The sequence below is a fragment of the Halomonas binhaiensis genome, assembly GCF_008329985.2.
GTDB classification, from domain to species: Bacteria; Pseudomonadota; Gammaproteobacteria; order Pseudomonadales; family Halomonadaceae; genus Halomonas; species Halomonas binhaiensis.
Window position 1 is genome coordinate 2,436,244 of the sequence record NZ_CP038437.2, and the last position, 20,149, is coordinate 2,456,392.

17 protein-coding genes are annotated in these 20,149 nt (G+C 58.5%); 9 read left to right on the forward strand and 8 right to left on the reverse strand.

Annotated elements, in window-relative coordinates; genetic code table 11:
* Window positions 1-64: 64 nt before the first annotated feature.
* The 6 genes from E4T21_RS10705 to E4T21_RS10730 all read right to left on the reverse strand — a co-directional run bounded on the left by E4T21_RS10705 (window position 65) and on the right by E4T21_RS10730 (window position 8,238).
* Entirely contained in the window at window positions 65-1,060 is a 996-nt protein-coding gene (locus tag E4T21_RS10705; RefSeq protein WP_149284976.1) for an adenosine deaminase, read from the reverse strand.
* Window positions 1,061-1,130: 70 nt separating this feature from the next.
* Window positions 1,131-2,870: a thiol reductant ABC exporter subunit CydC gene (gene cydC, locus E4T21_RS10710; protein ID WP_149284977.1), complete on the reverse strand. Its 1,740-nt coding sequence runs from the start codon at window positions 2,868-2,870 to the stop codon at window positions 1,131-1,133.
* A complete protein-coding gene (cydD, locus tag E4T21_RS10715) occupies window positions 2,863-4,584 on the reverse strand; it encodes a thiol reductant ABC exporter subunit CydD (RefSeq protein ID WP_240349359.1) in 1,722 nt (573 codons plus the stop codon). The genes cydC and cydD overlap by 8 nt, the downstream gene beginning before the upstream one ends.
* The gene (cydB, locus tag E4T21_RS10720) at window positions 4,565-5,563 is read right to left on the reverse strand and encodes a cytochrome d ubiquinol oxidase subunit II (protein ID WP_149284978.1); all 999 of its coding nucleotides are present in this window, start codon (window positions 5,561-5,563) and stop codon (window positions 4,565-4,567) included. Before cydB ends, cydD begins: the two co-directional genes overlap by 20 nt.
* Window positions 5,564-5,567: 4 nt before the next feature.
* Window positions 5,568-6,974 (reverse strand): cytochrome ubiquinol oxidase subunit I, encoded by a 1,407-nt coding sequence (locus E4T21_RS10725; protein WP_149284979.1) that lies wholly within the window; start codon window positions 6,972-6,974, stop codon window positions 5,568-5,570.
* 280 nt (window positions 6,975-7,254) lie between these two features.
* Window positions 7,255-8,238 carry a calcium/sodium antiporter gene (locus E4T21_RS10730; protein ID WP_149284980.1) on the reverse strand — a complete coding sequence of 328 codons (984 nt, stop codon included), beginning with the start codon at window positions 8,236-8,238 and terminating at the stop codon, window positions 7,255-7,257.
* Window positions 8,239-8,486: 248 nt separating this feature from the next.
* On the opposite strand from E4T21_RS10730, the gene E4T21_RS10735 reads away from it, so the two are divergent.
* From E4T21_RS10735 to E4T21_RS10770, 8 genes are all read left to right on the forward strand, one after another.
* Window positions 8,487-9,863 carry a PqiA/YebS family transporter subunit gene (locus E4T21_RS10735; RefSeq protein WP_420827733.1) on the forward strand — a complete coding sequence of 459 codons (1,377 nt, stop codon included), beginning with the start codon at window positions 8,487-8,489 and terminating at the stop codon, window positions 9,861-9,863.
* Window positions 9,860-11,542, forward strand: coding sequence for an intermembrane transport protein PqiB (pqiB, locus tag E4T21_RS10740; RefSeq protein ID WP_149284981.1), 1,683 nt, complete (start codon window positions 9,860-9,862; stop codon window positions 11,540-11,542). Before E4T21_RS10735 ends, pqiB begins: the two co-directional genes overlap by 4 nt.
* Window positions 11,539-12,129 (forward strand): PqiC family protein, encoded by a 591-nt coding sequence (locus E4T21_RS10745; RefSeq protein WP_149284982.1) that lies wholly within the window; start codon window positions 11,539-11,541, stop codon window positions 12,127-12,129. The genes pqiB and E4T21_RS10745 overlap by 4 nt, the downstream gene beginning before the upstream one ends.
* Window positions 12,130-12,650: 521 nt before the next feature.
* Complete coding sequence (locus E4T21_RS10750; protein WP_149284983.1) at window positions 12,651-14,021, forward strand: DEAD/DEAH box helicase; 1,371 nt, start codon at window positions 12,651-12,653, stop codon at window positions 14,019-14,021.
* 110 nt (window positions 14,022-14,131) lie between these two features.
* Window positions 14,132-14,632 (forward strand): hypothetical protein, encoded by a 501-nt coding sequence (locus E4T21_RS10755; RefSeq protein WP_149284984.1) that lies wholly within the window; start codon window positions 14,132-14,134, stop codon window positions 14,630-14,632.
* Window positions 14,633-14,676: 44 nt separating this feature from the next.
* Entirely contained in the window at window positions 14,677-15,882 is a 1,206-nt protein-coding gene (locus E4T21_RS10760) for an MFS transporter (protein WP_187774974.1), read from the forward strand.
* Between the two features lie 248 nt (window positions 15,883-16,130).
* Window positions 16,131-17,177, forward strand: a complete 1,047-nt coding sequence (locus tag E4T21_RS10765; RefSeq protein WP_149284985.1) for an asparaginase — start codon at window positions 16,131-16,133, stop codon at window positions 17,175-17,177.
* Window positions 17,178-17,181: 4 nt separating this feature from the next.
* Window positions 17,182-17,592 (forward strand): SRPBCC family protein, encoded by a 411-nt coding sequence (locus tag E4T21_RS10770; protein ID WP_149284986.1) that lies wholly within the window; start codon window positions 17,182-17,184, stop codon window positions 17,590-17,592.
* A gap of 54 nt (window positions 17,593-17,646) precedes the next feature.
* Here the strand turns inward: E4T21_RS10770 and E4T21_RS10775 are convergent, their stop codons facing one another.
* Window positions 17,647-17,883, reverse strand: coding sequence for a DUF2789 domain-containing protein (locus E4T21_RS10775; RefSeq protein WP_149284987.1), 237 nt, complete (start codon window positions 17,881-17,883; stop codon window positions 17,647-17,649).
* A 63-nt stretch (window positions 17,884-17,946) separates the two neighbouring features.
* Window positions 17,947-19,257: a prephenate-dependent tRNA uridine(34) hydroxylase TrhP gene (gene trhP / locus E4T21_RS10780; protein WP_149284988.1), complete on the reverse strand. Its 1,311-nt coding sequence runs from the start codon at window positions 19,255-19,257 to the stop codon at window positions 17,947-17,949.
* Between the two features lie 179 nt (window positions 19,258-19,436).
* Here trhP and queC point away from each other — a divergent pair, with 179 nt between their 5' ends.
* The gene (gene queC, locus E4T21_RS10785) at window positions 19,437-20,147 is read left to right on the forward strand and encodes a 7-cyano-7-deazaguanine synthase QueC (RefSeq protein WP_240349097.1); all 711 of its coding nucleotides are present in this window, start codon (window positions 19,437-19,439) and stop codon (window positions 20,145-20,147) included.
* The last annotated feature ends 2 nt before the right edge of the window (window positions 20,148-20,149 follow it).

Below are 20,149 nucleotides of genomic sequence, written 5' to 3' on the forward strand. Positions count from 1 at the left end.
ACGAGCCACGAGCCACGAGCCACGAGCCACGAGCGCAATGCTCGGTTCGTGGCTCGCTTGTCAATCAAGCATTGGTAAGCCGTTCACGCAACATGGCGCGTCGGTCTTCATCCATGAAGGCGGCATCAATGGCATTGCCCGCCAGCCAGCGTAAGGTATCCTCGGACCAGCCAAAGGCTCGCTGGCACTCCGCATAATTGTCACGCAACCCACCGCCAAAATAGGCCGGGTCATCAGAATTCAGAGTGACGACCAGACCGGCATCTACCAGTTGCGGCAAGGTGTGATCCTCCAGCCGTTCAACGACCTTCAGGCGCACATTGGACAGCGGGCATACCGTCAGCACCGTGCCTCCATCGGACAAGCGTTCGAGCAATTCCACATCTTCCACAGCACGCACACCGTGATCGATACGGCATACATCCAGCTCGTCCAAGGCTTCACGAATATAGCCAGGCGGGCCTTCTTCTCCTGCATGGGCGACCCGTGCCAGGCCAAGTGCCTTGGCGTGCAAAAAGACATCGCGAAACTTGCTCGGTGGATTACCCAGCTCTGCGCTGTCGAGGCCCACGGCGCTGAAATGCTCGTGCCAATGGCGGCTGCTTTCGAGCACTTCCATGGCTTCTGCTGCGGGTCTATCGCGTAGAAAAGCCAGAATCATCGCGCTGGAAAGGTCCAGCTCGGCAAGTGCCCGTTGCCGCGCTCGTACAAGACCTTCCATCAGTGTGTCGAATGACACACCGCGCACAAGGTGCGCCTGGGGGTCTACATGCATCTCGACATGCACGACACCCTCCTTGGCAGCGCGCTGGAAATACGCCATGGCCAGGTCCTCGAAGTCCTGGGCCGTCAGCAGAACACTCATTCCCTGGTAGTAAAGATCGAGAAAGGACTGCAGGTCGGTAAAGTCGTAGGCCGCACGTGCGGCCTCGATATCTGCGTAAGGAAGCGTCACACCATTACGCTGGGCCAACTGGAACATCAGTTCCGGTTCCAGCGTGCCTTCGATATGCAAATGCAACTCGGCTTTGGGCAGGCGGGTAAGGAAATCATCGGACATGGTCACTCCTTGGGGACACAAGGCAAAGGGGCACAGCGGTTTCCTTGACCGCTCGATAAGACATTATCCCTTATAGAGTGACGGATTCGGCTGGCGTGCGCCACGTTGACGCATGCCGAGGAGCCAACCCAATGCTGCGCGTCACCTTGCTCATGCCGGGCTTCGGTGTCGCGGGGTCATGCTCATGCACCAGATAAACCACCGTGCGTTGCTTAAGCCATGGCTCGAGCCTCTCGGCGACTCGCTCGGCAGTGGCGGCATCAAGCCCCGCAAAGGGCTCATCGAGCAACACCAGCCCCGGTTGAGTCAGAGATAGCCGGGCCAAGGCAATGCGTCGCGCCTGTCCTCCAGATACCTGGCGGCCTCCCTCGCCCACTCGGGTCTCTAGCCCTGCTGGCAAGGACTGCGCCCAATCCTTCAAGTCCACGGCTTCAAGAGCCGCCCATAAGCAGGCGTCATCCGCCTCTGGTGTAGCCAGTCGCAGGTTCTCCGCCAGGCTGGCATCGAATAGGTCCGTCTTCTGGGTCAAGCACCCTACACCTGCCGCCAGTGCATCAGGCAGCAACATGCCGACAGGATGACCGTCTATCGATAACTGCCCCTGCTGCATGTTCAATTGCCCGCTCACCAGCGCCAACAGAGTGGACTTTCCTGCACCAGAAGGGCCACACAGTGCCACGCTTTCCCCTGCTGCCACATGCAAGTTCACATCATGCAGGGCATCAAACAAGGCCCCGGAATAACGAAAACTCAATGCCTGGCCACTCAATGACAACGGACCAGGAGGCAACACCGCATCGCCTTCTGCCACTATCGCAGCAGCATCAATGACATTCAGACGCTCAGCAGCAGCAAGCGTGGCGCCAAGCTGAGTGAACGCGCCGGGCAGCGCGGCCAGCCCTTCACTCAGCGCCATTGCGGCCAAGGGCAACATCACCATCACCGGAGCGCTCAGGCCGTCGTTGGCAAATGCCGCTGCGCCCGCCATCAGCAACAGCAGCCAGACACCTCCGATCAACGCCGTGACCAGCGCATTGCCTATAGCGGTGACCAGTGCCAGACGCCATTGATCTTTGAACAGCCGAGTCTCGATTTCGTCCAACTGAGCACGACGCCGATCCAGCGCACCGTAGGCCTCCAGCTCAGCAAAGCCTCGCAGAGACTCCATGACGCCCGAGCGTAATTGCTCCAGCGTTTCGACCCGTCGCCGACTGGCCAACATCCCCAGCCGAGCCTGACCAAAGGTTAGCCAGCACCAGGCCAGCACCAGAAATCCCCCCAGCCACAGCACCACACCAGGCAACCAGATCGCCACCAGTGCAAGCAGCGCAGCACCCAGCAGCAATGCCACCAGCGGGGGCGCCAGTAAGCGTAGATACAGAGCATCCAGAGTGTCGATATCAGCCGTCAGGCGATTGAGCCAGTCACTTGCGCGGCGCCCTGCCAACCGTGAGGCATCCATCCGCGCGAGACCGGCGAACATGCGCACCCGCAAGTCAGCCAGCAAGCGCAGAATCGTGTCGTGGTTGTACAGTCGCTCCAGATAGCGGGAAACTGTGCGGGACACGGCAAACAGTCGTATCCCGCCCCCCGGGGTATACACATCCAGCGTCGCTGCAGCACCAGCAGCCAAGGCGACACCCGTCAGGGCAGAAGCCGTGATGAACCAGCCGGACACGGCCAGCAGGCCAAGTGCTGACAGTGCCGTTGCCAGCATCAATAGCGCCCCCACCACCAGGCGCCCACGATGCTGGTCATGCAGACGTAACCAAGGGCCAAGCGTAGCGAATATCCCTCTGCGCTCAGCCATGGCACACCTCCTTGCCTTGCGCGAGAACCACATGATGCTGCCCCATGGCCATCAACGCCGGATGGTGGGTCGCAATGACCAGAGAGCGACCTTCCGCCACCAGGGCTTCAAATCCTTGCACCAGCGCCCGCTCGGTCTCTGCGTCGACACTTGCTGTCGGCTCGTCCAGCAACACCAGCGGCGCATCACTCAGGAAGATACGTGCCAATGCCAAGCGTTGTGCCTGACCGCCGGATAAGCCATACCCACCTTCGCCCAACGAGGTTTGCAGCCCTTGAGGCAAGGCATCCAGCACCTCGGTAAGCCCTGCTCGCATCAATGCCTGGTGCAATTGTTCATCACTCGCCTGGGGCGCTATCAGGCGCAAGTTGTCAGCGATGCTGCCCTGGAGCAACAGAGGGCGCTGGTCCATCCATGCAGACATCAATCCGGGAATCGCCCGGCGTTCACCTTCACCAGCACCGACAAAGCCGGCCAGCAGTTGCAGCAGGCTGGACTTTCCAGAACCGGAAGGTCCGCTCAACACCCATACCTGACCACGTTCGACGCTCATGTTGACTGGCCCCAGTACCCGCCCTCTCCCCGCATGATCCAGCGTCGCACCTTGCAGGCGTACCAGCGCCCCCATCTCTTGCAAGGTCGGTTCAGTCACAGAGTTCAGGCGCTGCGCGTCGACCGGCTCCTGCAATAGCTCATGAAGCCCTTCTGCCGCAGCCAGGGCCGATGCACGGTCATGATAGAACTGTGACAGAGTACGTAACGGCTGAAAGAACTCAGGGGCCAGCAACAGAATCATCAAGCCACTGAACAAGGTCAATTGCGAGGCAGGTCCGAAGGGGATGTCACCCAGCAGACCGAAACCGATGTAGATGGCCACCACCGCAATGGCCACGGAAGAAAAGAATTCGAGCACTGCCGAAGAAAGGAAAGCCAGTCGCAGTGTCCGCAGGCTGCGTCGGCGATAGTCATGAGCGACCGCAGACACTTCCTCGGTGGCTCGTGCAGTCGCCCCGAACAGGCGTAGCGTCGTGATCCCCCTCACGCGATCGATGAAGTGACCCGACAACCGCGCCACCGCTACGAACTGTTCCCGATTGAGTGACTCTGCTCCCATACCGACCAGCGCCATGAACAAGGGAATCAGGGGCGCGGTAAGTGCCAGCAGCACAGCCGCGAGCCAGTCCTGCCAGGCCACCAGGGCGAGGATCACCACTGGCACAAGGAGCACCAGGCGCGTCTGAACCCAAAAGCGAGCCACATAACCATCCAGGGCCTCGACCTGCTCGACCCACTGGTGGGCCAGGCCCGCACTATGGTGATTAGCCACCCGCACCGGCCCCAGGCGTGCCCAGTGATCGAATACCTCAGCACGCACCTGGCGACGCAGATTCTGACTGGCCTTCTGTGCCAGCAGTTCCTGGGCCGTGGTCAATCCACTACGCAAGGCCAGCAGCACTACAATGGCAACCGCCGAAGGCCACTGTGCCGCAAGAGCATCCCCTTGGACGACACTGGCGACGACTCGAGCGAGCAGTATCAGTTGGGCAATGACAGCGAAACCACCGAGACAACCGCAGAGCACCGCCAGATACAACCACAGGCGCTGCTCAGCGGCATGCTGCATCAGCCAACGGCGGGCTGGTGAGCCACGCCGTCGACGGGATGCGGAGGCATCTTCTTGAGGGTGAGATGGTTCAGTGGTAACCGTGGCCACGCACCTTTCCTCTGAACACCCAATAGGACCAGGCGGTGTACCCCAGTACGACCGGGATGACAAACAGTACGCCAAGCAGCAGGAACAACTGCGATTCCGGTGCAGAGGCAGCATCCCAGATGGTGATGTCCGGCGGTACCAGGTAAGGCCATTTGCTTGCCACCAGCCCCAGGTAGCTGAACAGGAACAGGCCCAGCGTAGCAACGAAGGGTTGTCCTTCATTGCGCCGTCCCACCGCGCGCCAGATCCAGGCAGCACACAGAAGCCCCAGCACAGGGAAGATCCAGAACAGGGACAGATGCCCGAACCAGCGTTCACGCACGTACTCGTCCACAAAAGGCGTATAGAGGCTGATCACGGCAAAGCCGACCAGCACCAGCACCAGCAGTTTAGGCGTGATGCGATAGGCCCAGTCCTGCACCTCTCCCTCGCTCTTCATGATGGTCCATGTCGCCCCGAGCAGCGCATAGCCCGCCACCAGAGACAATCCAGTGATCACCGTGAAAGGCGACAGCCAGTCGAACGCTCCTCCCACATAGACATTGTTTTCCACGGTAAAGCCCTGGATATAGGCCCCTACCACTACCCCCTGGCAGAAAGTGGCGAGCATCGATCCTCCACAGAAGGCGATGTTCCACCAGTGACGGTTACGCCGGGACTTGAAGCGAAACTCGAAGGCAATGCCGCGGAAGATCAAGCCCGCCAGCATCAGGAAGACCCCCAGATACAGCGCCGGCAACAGGATGGTGTAAACCAGGGGAAAAGCTGCCAGCAGCCCCGCCCCGCCCAGGATCAGCCAGGTTTCGTTGCCATCCCAGACAGGAGCCACCGAGTTCATCATCACATCCCTGGCCTCTTCATTGGGGGCAAAGGGATACAGGATGCCGACCCCCAGGTCGAAACCGTCCATGAGGATATACATCATGACGCCAAAACCGATGATCAGCGCCCAGATCATAGTGAGGTTGATCAGTTCCATGAGATCAGCTCCCGATAACGCGGCCGGAATCGGCTTCAAGCGAAGTATGTGCGGCAGACAACGGACGCATGGGTTGCTCCACCTCGTGATGAGGTTCTTCTGCCAGCATGCCCTGGCGCACAACGCGGGTCAGGTAATAGGCTCCCGTGAGGAATACCACCGCGTACACTGCGGCATATCCGATCAGCGTGGCCAGCACCATCCAGCCTGTCAGAGAGGGAGTGACTGCCTCGGCCTGGGTCATGATGCCGTATACCAGCCACGGAGAGCGCCCTGCTTCAGTCACGAACCAGCCGCCCAGCACGGCAATGAAGGGGGAGATGGTCATCAGCCTGAGTGTCTGCAGGAAAGGCTTGGAGTGATACACGCGCCCACCTCGACGCAGCCACAGACCAACAAAAGACACCAGGATCATCAACATGCCCATGGCAACCATGGCGCGGAAGGACCAGAACACAAATGCAACGGGGGGCTGCTCTTCTGGCGGCACTTCCTTGAGCCCAGGTACCACGCCATTGACGTCATGCGTCAGGATCAGGCTTGCCAGGCTGGGAATACCGATTTCAAAACGGTTCTCCTGGGCTTCCTTGTCTGGCCAGGCAAACAGCAGCAGCGGCACATTGGACTGCGTCTCCCAATTGGCCTCCATGGCCGCCACCTTGGTCGGCTGGTGCTCAAGAGTATTGAGACCGTGGGCATCACCGACGACAGCCTGCACAGGAGTCAACACCAACAACAGCCACAGGCACATGGAAAGCGCCTTGCGATTGGCTTCCACGTCGCGTCCAATCAGCAGATACCAGGCACTGACGCCCGCCACCACAAAGCCGCCAGTGAGGAACGAAGCCAACGCCATATGGACGAAGCGATAAGGAAACGATGCTGTGAACATCGCTTCAGACCAATCCGTGACATGGAAACGGCCATTGACCAATTCCACCCCCGCCGGTGTCTGCATCCAGCTATTGGTAGAGAGAATCCAGAATGCTGAAATGAACGTACCCACAGCCACCATGATGGCAGCGAATAAGTGAACGCCTTCAGGCACCTTGCCCCGCCCAAACAGCAGCACACCGAGAAAGCCTGCTTCAAGGAAGAAAGCCGTCACGACTTCATAACTGAGCATCGGCCCCAGGAAGTTGGAACCTGCCAGACTGAAGTTGCTCCAGTTGGTACCGAACTGGAAAGCCATGACGATACCGGAGACCACGCCCATGCCGAAGACCACGGCAAACACCTTGACCCAGAAAGCCGCCAGACGCTCCCAGGCATGGTTACCGGTTTTGTAGAACAGGCCATGAAGCAAGGCCACATAGGATGCCAGACCGATGGTGAACACCGGAAAGATGGCATGGAAGGATACGACAAAGGCGAACTGTATGCGTGACAAGATCACGGGGTCCAGTTCCATGGCACGTTCCTCGCAACAGAAAAGAATCAAGCAGGAGGAGAATAGGCTGATGCAATCCTTGCCAGATTCTCCCCCGCAATGCGCGAGCCCGAATCATCCTGCTCGAGATGTGCCTGGTGGCGCCACAGTGATTTCGTACCACTGAATCAAGGCGTTCCCTCGCAAACTGTGCAAGTTCGATTCGAACTCGCACTAAGCATAGAGCCTACTCCTACTTCTGTCGCATGAGGGAAATTGTCGCGCGGCACCATGCCACAGCGGCACTTGGCCGCAAGATGCCCTAGGACAAAACCAGGGATACCATGTAAGTGGTATAGGCGATGTACATGGCCAGAAAGACCATTCCATCGACTCGTGTGATACGTCCTGCTCTGCTCGGCCAACCTAACGCAAACACAGCCATCAGCACCGTCATGACTGTCATGACGCTCCAATCCCTCAGTAGAACTTCTGTTCCTACCTCGACCGGCGCGATGACGGCAGCCAAGCCGACCACGCCCAAAGTATTGAACAGGTTGGAACCCACCACATTGCCAACCACCAGGTCATGTTCATTGCGGCGCAACGCGCTGAGAGAGGAAGCCAGTTCCGGCAGAGATGTTCCTACCGCGACCACGGTCAAACCAATGATCAAGTCTGAAACCCCGAGTCCCTGGGCAATTTCCACCGCTCCCCAGACCAGCAGGCGAGAGCTGGCGATCAGCAGGACCAGACCAATGAGCGTCCACATGACGGATACTTTCAGTGACATGGGATGGGATTCAATCTCGGTCATGGTATCCGTCGCCAGAGAATCCACTTCTCCAGCAGCCGTAGAACGCCGACTGTTGAAGATACTGAAACCAATGAAGCCCAGCAGCGCCGCCAGCAGCACGGCACCTTCCAGGCGACCGATCATTCCTCCCAACATCATCAACGCAGACACCAGCATGGCCACACCGAGCACCGGCAGCTCACGGCGAATCACCGAAGTGCTCACAGCCAGAGGTGAAACGATCGCCACCAGGCCAAGAATCAGACCGATATTGGCAATATTCGAGCCATAGGCATTACCCAGCGCCAGCCCTGGATTGCCTTGGGCCGCTGCCAGTGCAGATACCGTCAATTCAGGTGCCGAAGTGCCAAAACCGATGACCAGCATGCCAATCAGCAATGGCGATAGTCCCAACCTGGCAGATGTTGATGCCGCACCATCCACAAAGCGATCAGCACTCCAGATAAGTACAACCAGTCCCGCAATGACCGCCACGGCCGCCAGTAACATGTCCATTCCTCGATAGAAATTGAGGCTGCATGGTTGTCTATGGTGTCGCTCACGTCAACGTGTCAAACTCTTATTCAATGGAACAGACAATAGACTGCGGTCATGCGCGATGGACCGATTTTCGACTATTGTCCAAGCTGCTTACAACTCAGCATGGCATGCAACGTTGCCTGGTGACGTCGCATGATAGAGCACAGTTGTTCGCCAAGCATTTTGGATTCTGTCTTCTTGGGAGGAGACCCACCCCAGTGCCCAGCCCTATCCACGGCCCTCTCGTCAGACTTCGCAATACCCCGATTTCTGAACACCCGGCACCGGAACATCATCCGACATCACGGAGGCGCTTGCGCGCTTGCCATGAATGCGACTGGGTGATGGCCTTGCCACCACTGCAACCCGGTCAGCAAGCATGCTGCATACGTTGTGGTGGGGTTCTGGCCAAGCGTAATTCGCTTCCTGTCCAGCGTTGCCTGGCACTGGCCGTCAGCGCGTCCATCGCCTTGATAGCCGCTATTTCCTTTCCCTTTATTCGCTTCAGCGTGCGAGGCATCGGTAATCAGATCGAGGTCACCCAGACAGCCACGGAGATGCTCGCCCAACACCAGCCCATCGTGGCACTCATGGTGCTGATGGCCGTATTTGTACTACCGGCGCTATACCTGATGGCCGCCATATGGGTGCAAATCAGCTTGCTGCTGCCTCATCGCCTACCCTGGAGCCGCACCATTGCCCGTATGCTGGGACATATCACGCCGTGGATGATGGCTGATGTGTTCATCGTGGGTACCATGGTCAGTCTGATCAAGATTGCTGGCCTGGCTGAAGTTTCACTGGGTGTCTCGTTCTGGGCCTTCATTGCTTATGCCCTGCTGTTGCTGGCCACCACCCTGTCCCTCGATTCCGATTGGCTATGGTTTTCCCTTTCCGGTGGTGAGCCGTCAGCACCGGAAGGTATCCATACGGGTGCTACAGCTGCATCCCAGAATCTCGCGGGTTGTCATACCTGCGGCTTGATCGGACGTCTTGATGAACATGGTCATGGCTCCTGCGAGCGATGTGGCGAGAAGCTTCACGCCCGCAAGCCACGCAGCCTGCAATACAGCTGGGCATTGTTGCTGACCGCTGCAGTGCTCTATATTCCGGCCAATCTCTACCCCATCATGTACACCACCAGCCTGGGCAGCTCCGACCCCAACACCATCATTGGAGGGGTCATCTATCTGGCCAGTCATGGTTCATGGCCTGTGGCTATCGTGATATTCGTTGCCAGTGTTCTGGTACCCATCGGCAAGATGCTGGCCCTGGCCTGGCTATGCCTGGTAGCCCCCAGAGCACCAGGCATGCGCTCCAGCACGCGCACACGCCTTTATCGGCTGACAGAGTTCATTGGGCGCTGGTCCATGGTCGACGTCTTCGTGGTAGCCATTCTCACTGCACTGATTCGTGCAGGCGCCCTGATGTCGGTTTCCCCCGGCCCCGCGGCCCTGGCCTTCGCTTGCGTCGTCATACTCACCATGGTCGCTGCCATGTGCTTTGATCCACGACTGCTGTGGGATGAAGTATCATCTGCCAAGATAAAGGGCTCTGACGCCAGCATTTACGACAATCAGGGAAGAACGCCATGACCGACGGCGATACACGCACACCAGGATCCGAACAGGACGATCCCCATCGGGCTACACCGACACGTCAGTCTCGCTTGTCCCCCGTATGGATAGTGCCACTGGTCGCGCTATTCATCGGCGCCTGGCTGGTCTATGACAATTACTCCAGCCGTGGACCGCTGATTAGCCTTCATATGCCCACAGCGGAAGGTATCGAGGCAGGCAAGACACTGATCAAGACACGCAACGTAGAAGTCGGCCAGGTCGAAACCGTACGCTTGAGTGAAGACCTTTCCGGTGTCGAGATCACCGCTCGCATGACACCGGAAGCCGACCCCATGCTGGTCGAGGACAGCTATTTCTGGGTCGTCAAGCCGCGCATCGGGCGTGGTGGAATCAGCGGCCTGGGTACAGTGCTTTCCGGCGCCTATATCCAGCTTGAGCCAGGTGAGAGCGATGTCTCGGACAACAGCTTCGATGTCCATGACCAGCCACCTGTAGCATCGCCTGGCGCAGAGGGCATTCGTCTCACCCTGGTCAGCCAGACAGGCAGCTCGCTCAAGGTCGCTGATCCAGTGGTTTACCAGGGAATCAATGTCGGTCAGGTCGAAGAGGCCAAGTTCGATGTCAAGAGCCAGACGATGCAGCACCGGATTTTCATCGAAAGTCCCTATGACCAACTGGTCACTGAGAACACCCGCTTCTGGACCGCCAGTGGTCTCGACGTCAGCCTCGGGGCTGACGGCATCCAGGTCAAGGTAGGCTCTCTCGAGTCCTTGATTGGCGGTGGCCTCACCTTCGGCGTTCCCGAGGACATCCCTGCCGGAGCCCCTGTCGAAGCAGATACGACGTTCCAGCTGTATACCGACGAAGAGGAAGCTCGCCAGGGCTCCTTCAACCGACACCTCGACTATGTGCTGCTGGTCGAAGACACTGTGCGAGGCCTGAGCAAGGGTGCACCGGTGGAATTCCGCGGCGTACGCATTGGTACTGTAGCTGCCGTGCCGTGGAATTTCTCATCGATTCGCGATGAGCAGCGTGACACTCTGGCCATTCCAGTATTGATCCGTATCGAGCCCCAGCGCCTTGGCCTGGAGATGGATATTGATGAATGGAAGACCCGCTACGAGCGCTTGTTCAATGCTGGCCTGAGAGCCACGCTCAAGAGCGGCAGCCTGATCACTGGCGCGCTGTTCGTGGAACTGAAGTTCGACCCTGCTCTGCGCGGCCAGTACACAGCGGAAACCTTCGCCGGTCGTCCTGTCTTTCCGACTTCTCGCTCTGGTCTGGCTCAAATCCAGTCCCAGGTCACTGCGTTGCTCGACAAGCTCAACAAACTTGATGTGGAATCCGTCCTCAGCGGCCTGGATCGCAACCTGCAGGTGTCAGAGGCCACCCTCAATCAAGCCAAGGAACTGGTGAGCCATATGAATCAGTTGCTCGGTAGTCCGGAAACTCAGAATCTGCTGGGCAACCTCAACTCGACGTTGCAAGAGCTCAAGCGCACCATCGGAGGGATATCTCCTAACTCCGATGCGTATCAGGACCTGACCAGAACGCTTGATGAAGTCGAGACACTGATGCGTGACCTGCAGCCTGCTGCACGCAAGATCAGTGATAAACCCAGTTCACTGATTTTCGACAGCCTCGATACCGAAGACCCCATTCCCCGAGCCCCGAACACCAGGAGCAGCCAATGAGGCCGATATGGAAACTCAGCCTTCCCCTGCTGGCACTATGGCTGGGAGGCTGCGCTAGCAGCGCTCCGACCACCAACCGTTACCTGCTGCCGGCAGATGCTGGCAGCACGGACGCCAGAGTGCCGACGGCATCCACCACCACGTTGCTGATCTCGTCTCCACGCATGGCAGACTTCCTCAGCAACGATGGCATCGTGCTGCAGTTGGATGACCTCACACTCAATGAAGCCAACAGCAATCTATGGGCTGCCCCGCTCAGCCAGCAGCTTGAGCGAGGCATGCGCGACCGCCTTGCACAGCGACTTCCTGGCCAAAAGGTGCTGCTGGCCCGTGGCAACTCTCCACAGGACGCCCTGACACTGGAAATTTCTGTTGATCGCTTCCAGGGACACTATGCCGGTTACGCGATTGCATCGGGCCAATGGCTATTGCGCGACGATCAGGGCACTGTTGTCAGCTATGCACCCTTCAATGCTCAGGTCGATCTTGGCAATGACGGTTACCCGGCTTTGGTGCGCGCACTAGGGCGCAGTTGGGACCAGGTGGCTGACGATATCGCCGCTGGCGTTCGTAGCACGAACTCCTGAAGTGAATTACCAAGCGAGGCGGCTGACAAAAGTCACGAGCGATGGTCAAGCAAGGCAAAATCCGCCGACAAATCGTCAGGGTTGACGATTTGGGCAGCTCTGCTGCTCACAGAGCGAGCGGCAGGGACGCCGCGAGACAAGAAGCGCAGTTTACAAGGCGTAAATGAGCATTTTGAGACGGATTTTATCGCCGCATGGCCGAGCCCAGTAGTTTGTCAGCAGACTCAAGCTGCGCAGCAGCATGATTTCTGTCATCATGGCCGCTGCTTGTAAGGGAACTGCTTCACACAGTGTGTTGTATTTTCTCAAGAAAGCACTACATAGGTTGATGATGCGATGAATGACACGCTGCACTGAGCGGTTCTCGCATCAATGCCCTGGTGCAGTGTTTTCCCAGAAAACACTCTTTATTCCCTTGTTACTGTTTGGCGGTCATCCGATTTTTTCCCCACGCCTCGCGCAAGGACTGTACTGACGTCGTCTTGATGATGTCCTGCGAGTGCGTGCGAGCTGGAGCTTGCATGAGTTTTTCCGACCTCGGCCTGCGTGCCGAACTGCTTCGAGCCATCGAAGCGCTGGGTTACGATACCCCTACTCCGATTCAACGTCAGGCCATCCCCGCCGTCATCCAGGGAGGCGATCTTCTCGCCAGCGCCCAAACCGGTACAGGCAAGACGGCTGGCTTTACCCTTCCCATGCTTCAGCGCCTGGCCGACGGGCCACGTCCGCAACCCCGTCAGGTCCGGTCTCTGGTGCTTACCCCAACCCGCGAGCTGGCGGCTCAGGTTGGTGAAAGCGTCAGCGCCTATGGACGTTTCCTGAAACTGACCAGCCACGTGATCTTTGGTGGCGTTGGCCAGCAACCGCAGATCGATGCCCTGCGCCCGGGTCTGGATATTCTCATTGCTACACCGGGTCGTCTGCTCGACTTGCATCAGCAGGGCCATGTGGATCTATCCAAAGTAGAGATCCTGGTCCTGGACGAAGCCGACCGCATGCTTGACATGGGCTTCATCCATGACATTCGCCGCGTACTGAAACTATTGCCCCAGGCACGTCAGAACCTGCTGTTCTCGGCGACGTTCTCCAATGAGATCCAGGCACTGGCCGATCGCTTGCTGAACAACCCGCAGCTGATCGAAGTGGCTCGCCGCAACACCACGGCGGAAACCGTCGATCAAGCGATCTACCGAGTCGACCGTGAGCGCAAGCGTGAACTATTGTCCCACCTGATCACGACACAGCAGTGGTACCAGGTACTGGTATTCACCCGCACCAAGCATGGTGCCAACCGTCTGGCAGAACACCTTGGCAAGCAGGACATTTCGGCCATGGCCATCCATGGCAACAAAAGCCAATCTGCCCGTACTCGCGCCCTGGGAGCCTTCAAGTCAGGCGAGCTGCAGGTGCTGGTGGCAACCGATATCGCCGCCCGTGGCCTGGATATCGACGAACTGCCCCACGTCGTCAACTTCGAGCTGCCTAACGTTGCCGAAGACTATGTGCATCGCATTGGCCGCACCGGACGTGCCGGCAATGAAGGCCAGGCGGTGTCGCTGGTCTGTGTGGATGAGCATGGCCTGTTGCGCAACATCGAGCGCCTGATCAAGCGAGACCTGGAAAAACGCATTGAACCGGGTTTTGAGCCAGACCCCAATGCCAAACCGGAACCCATCGAAAATGGCCGCAACCGCGGGAATGGCGGTCAAAGACGAAGCCGTGACAATACCAATGGGCAGAAACGCACTAGGAGCGACCAGGAGCGTCGAAGTGCCCAGGGCCGTAATGGCGGCCAACGTAATAACGGGAACACGTCCCGCACGACCGAGGGCACCGACCAGCCGACAGCACGTCGTCGGCGCAGTCGCTCCAGTCAGCGTCGTCAGGCTTAACGAACCCACTCTTCTGGACCGCCCTGTTTGACAGCACAGGCCGATACACAGGCCAGTGAAAAGTATCGGTGAAAACAGCGCGGTCCTTGCCGAATTCCGAGGATGACAGGATGGCCTCCAAAGAACTGATCAATGAATATCTCCAGTGGCGAGCTTTCCGGCGCCAGTCTCAACTGGACAGCGAGTTTCGTGCAGCACGCAAGAAGCTCGACGATGCCCGGATCTCTGCGACCCGCATGACCGAAGCCTACCGCAGCATGGCAGACAAGGGCGCAGAGCAGGGAGCCTGCTATCGCACCCTCTATCAGCGCGACCACGATGGCGTCACCGTCACTTGCGAAGGCTGGCTGTTTGTTCGCCGGGTCCTGGCTGAAGGAGGGACCACACGGGTTCGCGCCACACTGCTGGAAACCTTTCGCCTGGAGAATGGGCAACAGGAGCCCGGCAAGACAGCTGCGGAAAAAGTCACACTGGAAATCTACGACCAGTTGTTGACCAGTCAGAACATGGCCCTGGTCGTGCGTGTTGACCGTACCGATGGCGACCGTCAGACCAACTTCCTGACATTCGCCGATCAAGTCCGTGGTGATCTGCGCCCACATCTGGCGTAGCTCGTACTTTTCGACCCTGTCCGATACCTGCTCTGGGGCCTGAGATGACAGCCAAGACCATTCCGTGGCGATTTTTGTTTCTGATGGTACTGGTTGGGCTGAACCTGCGCCCGGCCTTGTCATCCCTGGCCCCGGTGCTCAACCGGGTTCAGCAGGATACTGCGCTGACCCCGTTGTCCATCGGTGCACTGACAACACTGCCAGTACTATGTCTTGGCCTGTTTGCTCCGGCAGCACCACGCCTGTCGCGCCAGTTTGGTCCGGAGCGTGCTCTGGCGCTGTCCCTGGTCGTCATTGCCGCTGGCTTGCTGCTGCGCTGGCTTGCCAGCCCCTGGGCGCTGTTTACAGGTACTTTCCTGGTCGGTGCTGGCATCGGTGTGGGTGGCGCCCTGTTACCGGCACTGGTCAAACGCGAACTGCCTCGTGGTGCTGACCTCATGACAGGGGTATATACCATGGCCCTGTGCCTTGGTGGTGCCCTCGGTGCAGGCCTGTCCATTCCTCTCAGCGACTGGCTGGGGGGCTGGCCTCCCGGGCTTGCTGCCTGGTCGTTACTGGCCATCGTGGCACTTGTGGCCTGGGAACTGGGCATGCCTCGCACCCCCGCTACCCCACATGCGCCAGGTCAGACAGGAACTGGCGCCACCAGAGGCATTCTGCGCCAGCCGCTCACCTGGCAGATCATGGTATTCATGGGAGCTCAGTCTTCCCTGGCCTACATCGTCTTTGGCTGGCTACCCACCCTGCTCGTCAAGCGAGGTTATGACGAAGCCGAGGCCGGCTGGCTGATGGGCATGTCGGTGTTGGTTCAGTTGATCTCGGCACTGGCCGCTCCCTGGCTTGCACGCCTGGGCCGAGACCAGCGCCCAGCACTGCTGCTGGGGCTCAGCTTCTCGACGATTGGCTTGTGCCTGTTACTGTTGGCAGGCCCATTCTGGAAACTGCCTGGCGTGGTGATGCTTGGCCTTGGCCAGGGTGGCAGTTTCAGCCTCGCACTGGCTCTGATCGTGCTGCGTAGTGCGGATTCGCGCTTGGCTGGCCGCCTTTCTGGCCTTGCCCAGGGAGGCGGCTACGCTCTTGCCTCCTTGGGACCCTTTAGTGTCGGCATCATGCTCCAGCTCGATGTCGGCATCCCCTGGATTACTGCAGCACTGGTGGGCATCGCCACACTGGCCGCTGCATGCAGCTGGTTTGCCGGACGCAACCGTCAACTCGCCTTCGACGAGGAAGGTCGTCTCATTACCCGCTGATCCACTCATTTCCGAGGCTCATGTTTCCGAAACTCACGTTTTCGAGATTCATGTTTTCGACATTCATGTGCTCGATCCCATATTCTCGAACGTGACGTTTACGAGCCGAGTATGGGATTCTCATGAGTCCTGATGGCACCTGCATACTGCTTGCCGTACATGCTGCATCGACTTGCCCGTCATGCGAGAACCCGTATCATGACGGGCGACCTTGATGACAGCCGGCCACGAACCGAGGAACCAAGCCCATGACTGTGATTTCCAATGCCCCTCTACTGGTGCTCTACACCGGAGGCACTCTCGGCATGGTGGAAACCGATCAGGGCCTGGCCCCCGGAAAAGATGTCGAAGGCCGGGTACGTCAGGTGCTGGATGACCTGCCACCAGAACGCCGTGCAGCACTGCCCGAGTTTGTCTGGCATGAAGTGGACCGCCCCATCGATTCCAGCAGCGCCAGTCCCGAAGACTGGGCAAACCTGGCAGCAGATATCGCCAGCCGCTACAACGACTATGCAGGAGTCGTCGTACTTCACGGCACCGACACTCTGGCCTGGACAGCGTCGAGCCTGGCCTTCCAGCTTCAGGGCATCGATCGCCCCGTCATTGTCACCGGCGCCATGCTTCCCATGGAAACCCCGGGAAGCGACGCTCCGCGCAATATCGAAACGGCCCTGCGCTTTGCTGCCATGCCCCAGCTGCAGGAAGTAGCACTTTGCTTCAATGATCTGCTGCTGCGTGGCTGTCGGGCCCGCAAGTGGCAAACCCGTGATGCCAATGCCTTCGTCAGCCCCAACTTGTCCGCGTTGGGTGAGCGACGTGGCGACGATTGGCTGCTGTTCGAAAGCCATGGCCTGGAGGCAACTCAACGTGGTGCTCCGCGCTTTGAGCTGGCCGATTACAGCCACATGGGCGACAAGGTCATCCGGCTATCCCTGTGGCCAGGCATTCAAGCCTGGCAATTGGCCGCATGGCTCGGCGACAAGCGCGTCGAAGGAGCACTGATCGAAGTCTGGGGTGGCGGCAACATACCCGAAGATCTGGAATTGGCTGCAGTGATGGCGGAAGCCACCGCTCAAGGCAAGATGATCGTCGCCATCAGCCAATGCCCCCATGGCACCATCGAAATCGGCCATTACGCGGCAGGCCAGTTGCTCAGCGAGGCCGGAGTGACCTCCGGTGACGACATGACTCCCGAAGCAGCTTACACCAAGCTTGTTCACCTTCTGGCCCAGCCGCTTCCGACAGAAGAGCGCCTGCGACGCTTTCGCACTCCCCTAGTAGGCGAGAGGGGGTGATTCCATGAGGAGCATCACACACAGTGCCATCCTTCCGGCGCCACCCGACAAGGTCTTCGCACTGCTTGAGCGCGTCGAGGATTTTACCGAGTATTCCGATCTGATCACGGCCATCGAGCCTTTGGGTGAGGAACGCTACCACTGGCATGTCCATGCAGTGGGTATGGATTGGACCTTTGCCGTCCAGGTCACGGAAAAGATCGCGCCTACCAAGCTGGCCTGGGAGTCAACAGAAGGTATACACAACCAGGGGCATTACGACCTGGAAGCCGTCGATGAAGGTACCCGGGTCACCCTGACACTGGAGTACCAGATTCGCAATCGCCTGTTGGCTAAGGCAGTGGATCGCGCTGCGCGCCCGCTGGTGGCCAAGGTCAGCAAACAGATTCTGGATCGTGTAGAAGCCCGTCTATAGCAGACTGATATTTCTTTCAACAAGCACCGGCAGGCCCGGTCATGCACGCTATCTCTATGGCTTGCGTAACGATGCATCCAACTGGTCTACCAGCTCGGCCCAGTCCGCATCATCCTCCTTTGCCTCACGCAGAAAATCAGCCTGGCCTTCATTCCAGCAAGGCGCATCCGCAAGCTCCATGTCATCCGGCAATGGAGCATTGTTATCGATGAAGCGCTTGATGGCCGCAGCATCGGAAGCAAGCCCCAGCTGTTCGAAGAGTTCACTAAATGCATGATCCGGGTGTTCCATGGGAAGCTCCTGAATGAGTAGGCCACGGAACTAACCATAGACGATGCTCTCCAAATCGACGATTCAACGTACCTCGATGGCTATCTCAGCGCCTGGGGCTGGCTCCAGGTCACGCATCAACAGGGCAAACGACAGTTGGCCTTCGTCACTCACCAAACCTGGGACAGCCAGCCGAACACGGTGTCCGGAGCCCGGCGCTACTGTTATCTTGCCTCGCGAGGCATTTTCCAATGCCTGCAAGGTGAAGCGCAGATTACCCGAAGGCAGCATCAGCTCCATGCGATCCCCGACGGAAAAACGGTTCTTGACCTCGACCTCCAGCATGCCAGCGCTCGGATCATGACCAATGACCTCACCAACAAACTGCTGATGCACGCCAATCGAATGGCCACGTTCATAATTCTGATATTCATCATGTACATGGCGACGATAGAAGCCCTCTGTATAACCCCGGTTGGCCAGATTCTCAAGCTCATCCATCAGCGTCATGTCGAATGGCCGGCCAGCCACTGCATCGTCAATGGCCCGACGATAGACCTGGGCAGTACGTGCGACATAGTAATGTGACTTGGTACGTCCTTCGATCTTGAGCGAACGGACCCCCATCTCGGCAAGTCTGGCAACATGCTGGACGGCACGTAGATCCCTTGAATTCATGATGTAGGTGCCATGCTCATCCTCGAATACCGGCATCTTCTCACCTGGCCGGGTGGATTCTTCGACCAATGCAAACAGGTCGCCACTGCTATCCTCACCGGCAGGCAAGGTTCGATACTGCCAACGGCATGCATTGGTGCAGGTGCCTTGATTGGGGTCCCGGCGGTTCAAGTATCCGGACAACAGGCAACGGCCAGAATAGGCAATGCACAGGGCACCATGAACGAAGGTTTCGATTTCAAGGTCTGGACATGCACTGCGAATCTCAGCAATTTCATCCAGCGATAACTCCCGAGACAGAATGATGCGGCTGATCCCCTGCCGCTGCCAGAACCTGGCGGCCTGATAGTTGACCACATTGGCTTGCACCGACAGGTGGATCACCTGGTCCGGCCAGCGCTCTCGGACCAGCATGATCAGACCAGGATCCGACATGATCAGCGCGTCCGGGCCCGCCTCGATCACCTGCGCCATGTCATCCAGGTAAGTCTTGAGCTTGCTATTGTGGGGAGCGATATTTGAAGCAACATAGAATTGCTTGCCCCGCTCATGGGCATAGGCAATGCCTTCGTGCAGATGGGCAAGATGGAAATCGTTGTTGCGTACCCGCAGGGAATAGCGAGGTTGACCGGCATAGACCGCATCTGCCCCATAGGCGAAGGCATAGGTCATGTTCTTGAAGGTACCTGCCGGCGACAGCAGTTCAGGAGCTTGCATGGAGATTACCAGACATCATCAGGGCAACCGGGGAGGTTGCCATGTCGATCTCCTGGCATCATTGATCAGGATCAACTGTATAAGAGATGAATGTCTGGTCAGAGCACGGGGAATTGGTTACCCTTGCGGCGCCGGACCGGATCCCGGCTAGTCCAAATTCTCCGATCATGAGTTTGAAAATGACCCAATCTTCCTCTGCCTCTGTAGTGATCTACTCCGGTGGCATGGACTCCTTTACCGTCCTTCATCGTGCCTTGCGGGAAAATCGCCAAGTTCACGCACTTTCTTTCAACTACGGCCAGCGCCATGTACGTGAGCTGGAAGTTGCACGACAAGTGTGCACGGAACTCGGCATTCCTCACCAGGTCGTCGATATCACCGCCATCCATGGCCTGATCGATAATTCGGCGCTTACCGACGCCAGCCGCGAGATGCCGGATGGCGACTATGCCGAGGACAACCTCACCTCTACAGTAGTCCCCAATCGCAACATGGTGCTGCTTTCCCTGGCTATCGCCAAGGCTGTCAACATTGGCGCCTCGCGAGTCGACTATGGCGCCCATGGTGGTGACCATGTGCTCTATCCAGACTGCCGTCCGCAGTTTGTCGAAGCCATGAATGCCGTCGCCGCCATTGCCAACTTCTCGCCGGTGGAAATCCACGCGCCTTATCTCAAGCGCAGCAAGAGCGAGATTCTTGCCGATGGCCTGGCCATGGGTCTCGATTATGCCAAGACATGGACCTGCTACGAAGGTGGGCAACATGCCTGTGGCCGCTGTGGCAGCTGCCGTGAGCGCCTGGCAGCCTTCGCCGCCAATGGTGCCAGCGACCCATTGACCTATTCCTGTCAGCCCGACCTTCATCACCCTCACGACAATCACGAGGGGTAACG

Coding starts and splice junctions, on each gene's coding strand:
- cydC (WP_149284977.1), bottom strand. CDS start 2,870: ATGGCTGAGCGCAGAGGGATATTCGCTACGCTTGGCCCTTGGTTACGT.
- E4T21_RS10755 (WP_149284984.1), top strand. CDS start 14,132: ATGGCCTCCAAAGAACTGATCAATGAATATCTCCAGTGGCGAGCTTTC.
- E4T21_RS10705 (WP_149284976.1), bottom strand. CDS start 1,060: ATGTCCGATGATTTCCTTACCCGCCTGCCCAAAGCCGAGTTGCATTTG.
- E4T21_RS10750 (WP_149284983.1), top strand. CDS start 12,651: ATGAGTTTTTCCGACCTCGGCCTGCGTGCCGAACTGCTTCGAGCCATC.
- E4T21_RS10765 (WP_149284985.1), top strand. CDS start 16,131: ATGACTGTGATTTCCAATGCCCCTCTACTGGTGCTCTACACCGGAGGC.
- E4T21_RS10770 (WP_149284986.1), top strand. CDS start 17,182: ATGAGGAGCATCACACACAGTGCCATCCTTCCGGCGCCACCCGACAAG.
- E4T21_RS10730 (WP_149284980.1), bottom strand. CDS start 8,238: ATGTTACTGGCGGCCGTGGCGGTCATTGCGGGACTGGTTGTACTTATC.
- trhP (WP_149284988.1), bottom strand. CDS start 19,257: ATGCAAGCTCCTGAACTGCTGTCGCCGGCAGGTACCTTCAAGAACATG.
- cydB (WP_149284978.1), bottom strand. CDS start 5,563: ATGGAACTGATCAACCTCACTATGATCTGGGCGCTGATCATCGGTTTT.
- queC (WP_240349097.1), top strand. CDS start 19,437: ATGACCCAATCTTCCTCTGCCTCTGTAGTGATCTACTCCGGTGGCATG.
- E4T21_RS10760 (WP_187774974.1), top strand. CDS start 14,677: ATGACAGCCAAGACCATTCCGTGGCGATTTTTGTTTCTGATGGTACTG.
- E4T21_RS10725 (WP_149284979.1), bottom strand. CDS start 6,974: ATGGAACTGGACCCCGTGATCTTGTCACGCATACAGTTCGCCTTTGTC.
- E4T21_RS10745 (WP_149284982.1), top strand. CDS start 11,539: ATGAGGCCGATATGGAAACTCAGCCTTCCCCTGCTGGCACTATGGCTG.
- E4T21_RS10775 (WP_149284987.1), bottom strand. CDS start 17,883: ATGGAACACCCGGATCATGCATTTAGTGAACTCTTCGAACAGCTGGGG.
- pqiB (WP_149284981.1), top strand. CDS start 9,860: ATGACCGACGGCGATACACGCACACCAGGATCCGAACAGGACGATCCC.